Origin of the sequence: Mucilaginibacter defluvii, assembly GCF_039543225.1 — a bacterium.
GTDB classification, from domain to species: Bacteria; Bacteroidota; Bacteroidia; order Sphingobacteriales; family Sphingobacteriaceae; genus Mucilaginibacter; species Mucilaginibacter defluvii.
Map to the genome: position 1 here is coordinate 880713 of NZ_BAABJI010000002.1, position 11272 is coordinate 891984.

Sequence of the window (11272 nt, forward strand, 5' to 3'; positions counted from 1 at the left end):
CACACCGCGTAACCGGTTTATTTAACGCTTACAACAAAACAGGCGTAACGTGTTTACTTATGAATATTAAATTTTACAGGTTAAATTACAGATTGATCGTACTATTGGTGCTGATGCTTGTTAGTACCTCGGGCTTTACGCAAAAGTTGCAGCCATCATTTAAAGTATTGGCATTTTACAGCGCTAAAAAAGATGCTGCGCACATCAGTTTTGTAAACGAGGCTAACAAATGGTTTACACAGGTGGCAGCTCAAAATCATTTTACGTATGAAGCCACAAATGACTGGACAAAGCTTAATACCAAAAATCTGGCTAAATATAAAGTAGTATTGTTTTTAGACAGCCGTCCCGAAGCGAAAGCGCAACGTGAGGCTTTTGAAGCCTATATGCGTAACGGCGGCGGGTGGATAGGTTTCCATTTTTCGGCGTTTGCGCTTACCCCTTCTGATTATCCGCAAAACTGGGACTGGTATCATAATGAGTTCCTGGGTTCGGGCAGTTACGTAAGTAATACCTGGCGTCCAACATCAGCCAGTATTAAGGTTGAGGACAGAAACCATCCGGTTACCAAAGGCATGCCGGTATTGTTCAGGGCTACGCCTAACGAGTGGTACCGCTGGGAAAAAGACCTTCGCCAAAATAAAGATATACGCATACTATGTTCTATTGATAGCTGCAGCTTCCCGCTGGGTACGGGGCCAAAACCCGAAGAAATATGGCATAGCGGCTACTATCCGGTGGTGTGGACGAATACCCGGTATAAAATGTTATACTTTAACATGGGCCATAACGATATGGATTATGAGCATGGCACCAATGAAACATTATCGCACACGTTTGACGGGGATGTTGAGAACCGGTTGATTATAAACGGTTTGTTATGGCTTGGCGGCAGGCGCCCGCTTCAATAATTAAGTTACTGCTTTACCTCGCTTGGTAATATTCCGTAATATTTTTTGAATGCTTCGGACAGGTGCGACTGATGTTTAAAACCCACCTCGTACGTTACTTCGCGTACGGTCAGCTTTTTATCAATTAATAGATGACGGGCATGCTCCATCTTCAGGCGGGTAATATAGCCATAAATGGTAGTTCCAAAATAAGCTTTAAAACCACGTTTTAGCTTAAACTCATTCAAGCCCACTAAACGTGACAGCACCGGCAGTACCGGTGGATTAACAAATTGTTCGTCCAGCAAATCGCGGGCATGCTCTACTTTTTCTTGCTCGGCGGGTGTAAAGGTGTTGGTTTCGCTTAACTGATCGTGCTGTATCTGCTCCATTTGCAGCATCAGCAGCTCCAATATTTTAGCTTCGGTAAACAGGCGCTTAAGCTCCCCTGTTTTGCGGCACTCAACAATATCATTTATAATTTGCCGCATCTCATGCGACACCAGCAGATCTTTAGCTGAGATAGAGGTGTACTTGCCATTCTTTATCTCCTCAACAAAATCAGCATGAAGGATAGAGTCCTTATTGATTAGATGGAAATAATACTCCTTTGAAAGCACCACCAGGAAATAGCTGTAGCTAACGCCCTTCGTTAGTTCATATTTGCCGGAGAGAGAGGGAATATACCTGATATTATGGCGGGCACCGCCCCTAGCCTTTTTGTTGCCCTTATCATCATTTGCTGGTATATTATCATAAAAAATAAATTGCGAGTTAATGGTTTCGCCTTCAATCTCAAACAAAATGGTAGCAGGTTGGGTAAACTGCATTTTTGCATGCATTAAAAAAACGCCACCCGAGCTGAGCATATAATTAGAAAATTCCTGAACAGGCGGCCGCTTAATCGTCATGCGCTTTTCGGCCAATGGCGTGCCGGCGTTAAACGTATCAGGCAGTTCTTCGATGAACAGCCAATCTTCAAACCCCTCTATTTTTGATTTAATGTGCATTAGTAACAGTTGTGCCTGCCGTACCCATGCCAAACCAGCATGGGTACACAGGGCTTTTTTTGTTTAGTGATTAAAAGGTTGTGTATGTATATTAATCAGTAACTGTTATGGTACCCATTAATGGTGAAATTACATTATCATTACCCTCTACATTTATCACCACAAGAGTGATAATATTAGCAGGGAAATCGGCAGGCACTTTTACTTTTATTTCTGTATCGCTTGTGCTGATTATGTCAGCTTCAACAAAATCTCGACGAGAGTAAAGGAGCCTGACTTTGGCTGCAATACCGCTACGATAGTATTTAAGTGCTCCATTAGAATTTGTTATATTTATCTCTCCTCCTCTTTTCACAGTTTCTTGCGCCAAATCAAAAGAAAGCGTCGGCGGTCCAATTAATATAGAACCTTTAACTATATTATGTGTACCGCTAATTACACGTACCTGGTAACGTCCCGTATCAATACCAGCAGGTATCGGGGCTGAAATGCGTGAAGCTGAGAATTCGGTAAAAGTAGAAGCCGGTACTTGAGTTTCTTTATTCTGAGAATTGATTAAAAATATTTTTGTTTGATTAGTATCGGGCAATAAATATTCGCCGGTTATTGATAAACCATAATCTAACTGAGTATCGCCAACCTCAATTGTTGGTGCAGGCTGGTTTACCAACGCTTTTAATGTGTAGGTTTTTGTACTGCCATCAGCAGCTCTGACCTCAAAGGTTACACCGTCCTTATATTCAACTTCACTGCCTGATTCGGGCGTTATAGTTGCACCTTCGGACACTACAATAATCGGTTTCACTTTATCCGGAACTGTTTGAAATGGCGGATAATATACTATGATACTGCTGCCATCAATTGAAGCCTTAATATCGTTGCCTGCGGCATCCTTAATGGTAAACTGCTCAATATCGTTATACGGTAAGGCCGGGTATTCCTTTTTACAGGATGATAAACCTGCCAATACCGCAATAATTAAAATAAACGGGTAAAATTTTCTGATCACTGTAATGCGTTTAATGCCGATCATTTTTAAACATGTTTAATAAATGCGTGCCTTTTGCACGTTAAAAGCAGTTGTGCCCCAGGGGCACAACTGCTTTGCTGAGGTAATTATAAGTTATTAATTACACCTGTTTTAATAGTGTACACACCCCTGTTGCTGGTTGCAGTACCCTGACCAGCAGCTGCAGTTACCTGGATAGCATAAGGGCTACCGCTTGCAGGAGTTACCAGTATAAAGAAACCTGCGATTGGCGTTACACCACCCGGAACGGCATAGTTATACCAGCCATTAGGTGTGCTTGTAGTTGATGTGTTACGGCCAACACTTGTTACCGCGCTACCTGTAAAATCAGAGATTTTTAATGAAGCGAATGTTTTAGAAGTGTTATATAAGGTTTTTAAAGTTGAACCTGATGGCACCTGTATAACAGAGTTATTAGTGCTGGTGAAGTGCACATCAACACCTGCGAAGGTGGCAACGCTGTCCTGATCGCCGTTGGCCAAATCAACGTAGATAGTACCGTAACCGGCAGGGCCTAAAGCCGGGTTAGCATAACGTCCGTTAATGGTGTAGGTAGCGCTGCTTGGCACTGCATTGGTTGTCAGGTTTGATTTTGATGAAGCTGATGACTCAGGTACAGCGGCATCTTTTTTACATGATACGGCAACAATGGCGATAGCGGCAATTGCGGTTACTGACCTTACGGTGCTGAATAATTTGTTTTTCATTGTTTTTAAGATTAAAAATGTAAATAGATTTGATGTATGTTAGTCGCTCTCCGTACGCTAAAGCGGAATAACCTTTGTTTATTTTGGAAGTACTGTTAATGCGCCAACCTTACTTACTATTGGCCAACCCTCAAACTCAAAGTTGTAAGTGGCAGTATAGTTATACACGCCTACCGGCAGATCGTCAGGTGTTTTAAGGGTCATCTTCAGCCTGTCGTAACTTAGTATGGTTAGCGGGTAGATTTGATCGTTAACCGTGACCGAAGCAGCTTTCAGGCCCACAAATACCGTGTTAAAAGCATCAAAGCTGATCTCACCACCTTGCTTAACCTCGCGGCTGGGTATCAATAAATCAGGCTGCTGAAATGTAATATGTACCGGTTTGGCAAGTTTGGCTGTATGGCCGGCAAACGCTAATGTAACATCATAGTAACCCGTATCAATAGTTGCCGGTATGGGCACATTAAACAGGGTGTAATCATTGCCTTCAGTTTGCATACCTGCAGCAGCCATAGCAAGGTTTACCTTTTGCCCGGAACCACGTTTGGCAAGTTCAATACCTACCGCCTGTGCATTCCTGCTTTGAAAGTTGCCTTTGATGCTCGGCAATACCCCTACCGGATTAGCAACCTGTTCTTCTGTAGTAAGCCAATCAACCGTAAGCGATGAAATGGATTGGTTAACAATTTTTAAACTGTAAATATTGATATTGCCATCGGCACCGGTTACGGTATATTTTACGTTAGTGGCATTTATCGATACCGGCAACGCTCTTTCGCTAAGCTTAGCTCCTTCTGACAGTGTAATCTCCGGGTCGATAACCACCATATTATAGTAAAATGGCACATAAACGGTTATCGTTTTTTCTATGTTATCGATGGCGCCATAAATCACCGTATCAGGCAGGTTAACCACTTTATACGAGGTTATCTTATTTTGCGGCAAGCTTGGTAAGTCCATCGTTTTGGTACATGATGCCATGCCTGCCGCAGCCATAATCACTAATATAAATTGAATAAGTTTTGGTTTCATTTTAAGGATGAGGTTCAGATTACTTGATCTCGAATTTGGTGCTGCCTTTAGGTACAAGTACATATTCAAAAGTGAAATACATGTGCGGGGTATCTTTAAACCACTTATCGGGCGTAAAAGCATCTTTATAGCAGCTGATCATTTTGATTTTAGCAAAATCGCCTGAAGCAGTACGTACTACCAGCGTGCGCGATTCGGGCATAGCATAGGCTACGTGCTTTTTTTGCTCGCTGCCATCGCCGCGAATAGTGCCATTAAAATCATAGAGGTACCAGCCCGTTCCATCACCAAAAGCGCCAAGCTTGTCGGTACCGTATGTTGCTGATGTTGAAAAGTCACCGCTTGCAGGCACGTCGGTAATTTCTTCAAACGGCTTTTCAACTATTAGTATACCGCCAACTCCGTTAGCGCCGTAACCTATGTTTTTTTCATCCTTACCGTTATTGGCACCTATAAAGCTGTTATACAAACTGCTAAAGCTAATATCCCAGCGGGCTGTTGTTTTAAACTCCGCGGCAACCTGTTCTTTGTTTTCCAAGCTAAAAAAAACTACCGGTGGCGGTGTGGTTGGTTGGCTATCATCAACCGGGGCTAAAAAATTCTCAACACGTTGTATTTTATAGTAAGGTATCGTACCGTTTGGTTTAGGTGTTTCAGTTCCGGTTTCTTCATCATCCGGCACTACATCGTTATCTTTTGAACATGCCGTAAAAAGCACACTCATCACCGTAAGCATAAAAAACCATCTTCCTGAACTTTTTAATAATGATCGCATCATGTTTTGTATATGTATTTGTTAAGTAAATAGATTATTGGTCTTTGGTTGACAGATTGCGGCTGCCATCCTGTTGTACATAATATCTGAAAGTGAAGTAAGGCGCCGGCCATGTAATATCCGTTACCACTGCCGGCGCGCCTTCATACATGCTCACCATTTCGAGCTTTGCGAATTTGCCGTCAGCCGTGCGCAATACGTAGGTGCGGTTTTTTACAGGTATGGCGATATGGGTTTTAATATCGTAAAAGTACCAGCCGTTGCCGTTGCCGCTGTCCCAACCCGCTGCGGTTATTCCGTTTTTGGCGAATTCCTCATCAGATGGGGCCGTAGTCAGCTTATCGTAACTTTGATTTACAGCGATCAACGCCCCCTTGCCCGGCCCGCCTAGGCCGAAGCTCGACTGATTGGTGCCATTGTTTATCGATACATAAGAGTTGTACTCTTTAGCAAAAGCGATATCCCACTTGGTAGTTTTTTTCTCACTGCTATCAACCTTAGTGTTTGTTGTAAAACTGAAATAAAACGGCGTGAACGGCTTACCGCTACCAACGGTGTTGCCAACATCGCCCGGTAAGTCTGCCACAACGGTACTTCTACCGTCGGCTAACACCGGTTTAACTTGCTCCTTGGTGCAGGCGCTCAGCCCAACAACCAACGCCAAACCTGATACAATTGATCTTAACTTTATAAGTCGATTTAGTTTCATACACTTTCATTAAAAAAACCTGTAACTAACACCCAGCAGTATTGTACGGCCTGAATTGGCAGGCATAAGCTCGTGCCGGTAATTCATTATGTTATCAATTATCACCTGTAGCGCCAGATGCTTTTGCGTTAAAGCCTTTTGCACCGAAGCGTTCAGCAAAAAATATCCGGGCACGTAGGTGTCATACGGATCTAGAAAATTGTTGCGCCTTCCGGCTTCCATAAAGCCATATTTGCCTCGATAGTTTACTCGTAAGGTGCCGGTTACTTCCTTGGGTTCATACTCGTACACAAAACGCAGATTGGCCATGTGGCGTGAACGATTGGTAAGGCCAAAATAATCGGCAGTGGTGGAGCGCCTATCTGTAGCTGTCTCAGGTACGTGTACTGTTGCAAAGTCGCCTGTGCCAGCTTTTATTGAATCAATAACACCCCTGTCTTTTGCGTAAAGCATTTGATATCCGGCTGATATGGTTAATCCACGGGCCGCTTTTATGCTGCCATTTACCTCAACGCCTGTTAAGAATACCCTATCAATGTTGAAGTAAGAGAACACCTGCTGGCCGTTAGACTTAGATGCAACCTGTTCTGTATTGATGAAATTGCGCACATTATTGTAAAAACCATTAACCTGTATACTGATCTTGTTGCCGGGCGTGTAAGCAAACCCTGCGCTATAGGATACTGAGCGCTCGGCTTTTAACTGCCCCACACGGTCGGCATTAGGGAACACCGACGATATTTCGCCGTTCTGCTGTAAGCGTTGCAGTTCCCGTGAAAATACTTCGTTGCCTAAAACGGTGTAACCGCCCCCCGCAAAATTGGTAAACACCATGTACAGCTGCCTGTAATCAGGCGTTTTAAAGCCCGATGCTACAGCCGCTTTTAATGTAAAAACATGGTTTATTTTATGATCGATACCAAAGCTTGGCGTTAAGCTGCTGCCATAGCGATTATGGTGCTCAAGCCGTAACCCGCCAACTATAGTTGTTTTATTGGTTAGTTGCCAATCTGCTTGTGTATAAGCAAAACTGTTTTGCTGGCTACGGCTGCCACCATACAGCGTGTTGTCCATTGTTTCGTATTGTGTACCCGCACCACCTGTAAGTGTAAAAGCGTTTTGCCACGACCTTGATACCTGCACCTCGCCACGGTGCAGGTACTGCGTAAAATTGTTCGCAGTTAAAGTTTGGGTAGATGTAAGGTCGGTATTGTTTTGGCGGGTAGAATATCGTGTAAGGTAATATTGCGTTTTTAGTCGCAAGCCGCTTTTCAGGTTCGTATTCAGCACTGCTGATGCGTTCAGGTCATCCTCACTCATGGCATCACGCTGCGTAGCGGAGTTAAATGATTTGTCGTTCACCGATTCGCGCGAAGCAAACCTGCCTGTAAAATTGAGGGAATTTATTTCACTTAAAGCGTAACGGCCGCGCCCCTGTATGGTATAGCTGCTGTATGGATAAACTGTCTTACCTTCAGTAAGATAGGGATTGGCATTGAAACCATCGGTCCGGTAATAATTGGCACCAATGTACCCCGCCCCCCGGCCACCGGCAAATGGTGCTTCACCTTCCAGATTGGCATCAACCACATTAAAGCTGCCGTAACGAACTGATGCCATACCCTGGCTTTGCGATATACGCTGGCGGGTGACAATGTTTATTGCACCGGCCATTGCCTCACTGCCAAACAGGCACGATGACGCGCCTTTAATAATTTCGATACGCTCAATGTTAGCAACAGTGATGCGCGAAAGGTCAAAGTTACCGGAATTACGGCCGGTCATGGGTTGGCCATCAATCAGGATCATGGTGTAACCACTATCAAAGCCCTGCATTTGTAAACCCACCGCTCGTGGCCCAGCGCCAACATCGCTTACAATGGCCAAGCCAGTTTGTTCTTTTAAAACCTCATCGAGCCTGCGGCTGCCCATCTGGTCAATTTGCTTACGGGTAATTACCGTTACGGGCATTGCAGTTCGCTGAAAATCGATCAGGTTATCCGGGTTATACGGCTTAGTGTTAATGCTTACCTCGTTCAAGGCGTTTACATCTGCTTCTGCCGAGATGGCTAATATTACTTGCTGCCCTTGCTTAACGCTGGTTTTCACCACCTGCGGCTTTAACCCCACCGCGCTTATCCTCACATGGTAGTTGCCGGCAGCAACGTTATTGATAACAAATTCGCCATGTGCCCCGGTTGCTCTTCCCTGCCCTGTCTGTATTATAGTAACAGCCACACCTTGAACTGCCTTGCCTTTATCATCAGTAACAGTACCGCTTATGCACCCTGCAGGCGTTTGTGAGATGGCAATATGTAATGATGATAGTAGCATAAATAACAAGCAATACAAGTCTTTCATTTAAATCAGGGGCTGATATTATTTTTAATCAGTCTAAATAATAACAAGACAAAGGTGTATAGTTTAATTGATAGTTTATTACCGAAATCGGGATTATTTTTTATGACTTTGGGACTGTTATTCAAGTAAAATGAGCAACTGATAACATAAATGAGCTATCAAACAAGGGCAAAAAAGCGCGATTGATTAATCCCATATCACTGTATATAAGACAATTATCAATATATATAAATTATACAGCGATGCTCGGTTGTGCGCGACCTCTTCATTCCCGATTCCATAATCAGCATGCGCCTTATTTGGAATGCTTATAAATAAGCGGTTCATTTGCGGCATGAAATCCTTTACAAAATTTATAAGCCTGAGCCTTGGTTTAACATTAGGTTTATTACTTATACCCTACTCCAAAATAAAAGCGCAGCCTAATAATGATATAAAGGTTGTAAAAGATCTGCCTGCTCAATCAAAGGTTTATTTCAGTATTGATGAAGGTAAAACGATAAGCGGAACTGATACCGCGACGGCTAAATGGGATATCGCGCTGCAACGTACAGCCTTTTCAGTTAATAGCGGCAGCAGCGGCAAAGGCACAACAACCGCCCAACTATTAAAAAAAGTTTCATTTGATAATGTGACCGTTGCCCCTGCAGATGGCTATAATGAAGATTCGGTACAGGCCAAGGCAGTGCCGCCGGGCAGTGGCCAGGGCTGGTATTTATATGATATGACCAATCATACGGTTAACCCGGCACCTGGTCATATCATCATAGTAAAAACTGCTTCAGGCAAATATGCAAAGCTGGAGATTCTCAATTATTATAAAAACGGTGATGGAGAGGCCGGATACTACACCTTCAGATACGCCTTCATCAGCAAAGCCAACTAATTAAGCATGAAAAAACATATCGTTATACTTATTTTGCTGGCAACATTGCAAACCGCAATGTCAGCGCCGCCAAAACGCATTATCACGCTTAACAATACCCTTACCGAAACGGTTGACGCGCTTGGGCTTGGTAAAAACCTGGTTGCTGTTGACGTTACCAGCACCTACCCTGCTTACGTAACAAAACTCCCGAAGGCGAGCAAAAACCGTTCGGTTTCGGCTGAGGGGTTGTTATCCTTTAACCCGGATATTGTGCTTGCAGCTGAAGGAGGCATAAACAAAGAGATTGAATATCAATTAACCGCCGCGGGCATCAAGGTGATTCAAATTAAACAAGTTTATTCGCCCGCTGGTACTTACCAACTCATTAAGGATGTTGCAGCGGCATTGCAGGTACCGGCAAAAGGCAGCGCGCTTATTAAATTGCTGCAAGCCAAAGTAAATAAGGCAATAAGCTTTGTAAAACAGCATCCCAAAAAAACCAAGGTATTATTTATTTATGCCCGGGGTACGGGTGTAATGATGGTTGCCGGTAAAAAAACGAGTATTGATGCCATGATAAACCTGGCAGGCGGGCAAAATGCGGTAACCGGCTTTGACGATTTTAAACCATTTACAACCGAGGCGCTGGTAGAGGCCAATCCGGATATGATACTCATGTTTGACTTCGGCTTTAGCAGCCTTGGCGGAACTGAAAGTATTTTAAAGATACCAGGCATGTTGCAAACCAATGCGGGTAAAAGTAAACGCATTGTACAAATGGATTCAAACTTATTGGTAGGTTTTAGTACCAGGCTTGATCAGGCTGTCATCCAACTACATAAAAAGCTCTGATGAATAAAAAGCTGTTTTATACATTAGTGATAGCAGGCATCATAATAGCCGGGATATTATCTGTTGGCTTAGGCGCGGTAAGTATTCCTCCCGCAGAGGTAGCCGGAATATTAATAAACAAAATTATCGGCTCAAAGAGCGCCACTGACCCGCAACATGAAGCTATTATAACCATTGTGCGTTTACCGCGATTGTTGCTAGGCTTATTAGCAGGCGCTGCGCTGGGCATATCGGGCGCATCAATACAGGGCATCTTCCGCAACCCGCTTGCTGAGCCTGGGCTCATCGGTGTTTCCGCCGGCGCATCATTAGCCGCTGTGGCCGTTATTGGGCTTGAAGGAATATTGTTTGCCGGTTTGAGCAATTTGCTTGGCTACTATCTGCTGGCATTCGGCGCATTTGCCGGTGCCGGTGTTACAGCACTTATAATTTACAACCTGTCCAAACACGAAGGGCGGCCTAACATCACCACCATGTTGTTGGCGGGCATTGCCATAAACGCCCTGGCGGGGGCTTTAACCGGCCTTATCACATACCTTGCTACCGAGCAGCAGTTGCGTAATATTACCTTCTGGCTGCTGGGTAGTTTGGGTGGAGCAACCTGGCAAACTATAATTACACTGGTACCTTTTGTGCTGATACCTGCTATTCTGCTGCCCTTCTCGGGCAAGGCTTTGAATGCCTTTTCGCTTGGTGAGGCGCAAGCCGGTTACTTAGGTATTGATGTTGACAAGGTAAAGAAGCGCGTTATACTACTATCAACAATGGCTGTTGGGGCGGCGGTATCATTAACCGGCATCATTAGTTTTGTTGGATTGCTTGTACCGCACATTGTACGGCTGGTGGTCGGGGTGGACAATACGCATGTATTGCCTGCATCAGCTTTATCAGGTGCGTTGATGCTTACCCTTGCCGATCTGATAGCGCGCACCATCATCGCCCCTATTGAACTACCCATTGGCGTAATAACAGCCCTGATAGGCGCCCCGGTATTCTTATACATATTGATACGCGATAAACGAAAACTGATTATTTAAC

General features: G+C 44.1%; 11 protein-coding genes. 4 read left to right on the forward strand and 7 right to left on the reverse strand.

What is annotated here, in order from left to right; genetic code table 11:
- Positions 1-59 precede the first annotated feature (59 nt).
- On the forward strand, positions 60-911 hold the full coding sequence (locus tag ABD960_RS10115; RefSeq protein ID WP_345331032.1) for a ThuA domain-containing protein: 852 nt from the start codon (positions 60-62) through the stop codon (positions 909-911).
- A 5-nt stretch (positions 912-916) separates the two neighbouring features.
- Here ABD960_RS10115 and ABD960_RS10120 read toward each other — a convergent pair whose 3' ends face one another.
- The 7 genes from ABD960_RS10120 to ABD960_RS10150 form a co-directional block, all read right to left on the reverse strand.
- Positions 917-1900: a helix-turn-helix transcriptional regulator gene (locus ABD960_RS10120; protein WP_345331033.1), complete on the reverse strand. Its 984-nt coding sequence runs from the start codon at positions 1898-1900 to the stop codon at positions 917-919.
- Between the two features lie 91 nt (positions 1901-1991).
- Positions 1992-2933 carry a hypothetical protein gene (locus ABD960_RS10125; protein WP_345331034.1) on the reverse strand — a complete coding sequence of 314 codons (942 nt, stop codon included), beginning with the start codon at positions 2931-2933 and terminating at the stop codon, positions 1992-1994.
- 83 nt (positions 2934-3016) lie between these two features.
- A complete protein-coding gene (locus tag ABD960_RS10130; RefSeq protein ID WP_345331035.1) occupies positions 3017-3637 on the reverse strand; it encodes a Vmc-like lipoprotein signal peptide domain-containing protein in 621 nt (206 codons plus the stop codon).
- A 78-nt stretch (positions 3638-3715) separates the two neighbouring features.
- A complete protein-coding gene (locus tag ABD960_RS10135) occupies positions 3716-4669 on the reverse strand; it encodes a hypothetical protein (protein ID WP_345331036.1) in 954 nt (317 codons plus the stop codon).
- 19 nt (positions 4670-4688) lie between these two features.
- Entirely contained in the window at positions 4689-5447 is a 759-nt protein-coding gene (locus ABD960_RS10140; RefSeq protein WP_345331037.1) for an HmuY family protein, read from the reverse strand.
- A gap of 31 nt (positions 5448-5478) precedes the next feature.
- The gene (locus tag ABD960_RS10145) at positions 5479-6153 is read right to left on the reverse strand and encodes an HmuY family protein (protein ID WP_345331038.1); all 675 of its coding nucleotides are present in this window, start codon (positions 6151-6153) and stop codon (positions 5479-5481) included.
- A gap of 9 nt (positions 6154-6162) precedes the next feature.
- Positions 6163-8514 carry a TonB-dependent receptor gene (locus ABD960_RS10150; RefSeq protein ID WP_345331039.1) on the reverse strand — a complete coding sequence of 784 codons (2352 nt, stop codon included), beginning with the start codon at positions 8512-8514 and terminating at the stop codon, positions 6163-6165.
- A 334-nt stretch (positions 8515-8848) separates the two neighbouring features.
- On the opposite strand from ABD960_RS10150, the gene ABD960_RS10155 reads away from it, so the two are divergent.
- The 3 genes from ABD960_RS10155 to ABD960_RS10165 are packed head-to-tail and all read left to right on the forward strand — an operon-like array spanning position 8849 to position 11271.
- Positions 8849-9400 carry an HmuY family protein gene (locus tag ABD960_RS10155; protein ID WP_345331040.1) on the forward strand — a complete coding sequence of 184 codons (552 nt, stop codon included), beginning with the start codon at positions 8849-8851 and terminating at the stop codon, positions 9398-9400.
- 6 nt (positions 9401-9406) lie between these two features.
- Positions 9407-10234, forward strand: coding sequence for a heme/hemin ABC transporter substrate-binding protein (locus ABD960_RS10160; protein WP_345331041.1), 828 nt, complete (start codon positions 9407-9409; stop codon positions 10232-10234).
- Entirely contained in the window at positions 10234-11271 is a 1038-nt protein-coding gene (locus tag ABD960_RS10165; RefSeq protein WP_345331042.1) for a FecCD family ABC transporter permease, read from the forward strand. Before ABD960_RS10160 ends, ABD960_RS10165 begins: the two co-directional genes overlap by 1 nt.
- The last annotated feature ends 1 nt before the right edge of the window (position 11272 follow it).

Coding starts and splice junctions, on each gene's coding strand:
- ABD960_RS10115 (WP_345331032.1), top strand. CDS start 60: ATGAATATTAAATTTTACAGGTTAAATTACAGATTGATCGTACTATTG.
- ABD960_RS10120 (WP_345331033.1), bottom strand. CDS start 1,900: ATGCACATTAAATCAAAAATAGAGGGGTTTGAAGATTGGCTGTTCATC.
- ABD960_RS10125 (WP_345331034.1), bottom strand. CDS start 2,933: ATGATCGGCATTAAACGCATTACAGTGATCAGAAAATTTTACCCGTTT.
- ABD960_RS10130 (WP_345331035.1), bottom strand. CDS start 3,637: ATGAAAAACAAATTATTCAGCACCGTAAGGTCAGTAACCGCAATTGCC.
- ABD960_RS10135 (WP_345331036.1), bottom strand. CDS start 4,669: ATGAAACCAAAACTTATTCAATTTATATTAGTGATTATGGCTGCGGCA.
- ABD960_RS10140 (WP_345331037.1), bottom strand. CDS start 5,447: ATGATGCGATCATTATTAAAAAGTTCAGGAAGATGGTTTTTTATGCTT.
- ABD960_RS10145 (WP_345331038.1), bottom strand. CDS start 6,153: ATGAAACTAAATCGACTTATAAAGTTAAGATCAATTGTATCAGGTTTG.
- ABD960_RS10150 (WP_345331039.1), bottom strand. CDS start 8,514: ATGAAAGACTTGTATTGCTTGTTATTTATGCTACTATCATCATTACAT.
- ABD960_RS10155 (WP_345331040.1), top strand. CDS start 8,849: ATGAAATCCTTTACAAAATTTATAAGCCTGAGCCTTGGTTTAACATTA.
- ABD960_RS10160 (WP_345331041.1), top strand. CDS start 9,407: ATGAAAAAACATATCGTTATACTTATTTTGCTGGCAACATTGCAAACC.
- ABD960_RS10165 (WP_345331042.1), top strand. CDS start 10,234: ATGAATAAAAAGCTGTTTTATACATTAGTGATAGCAGGCATCATAATA.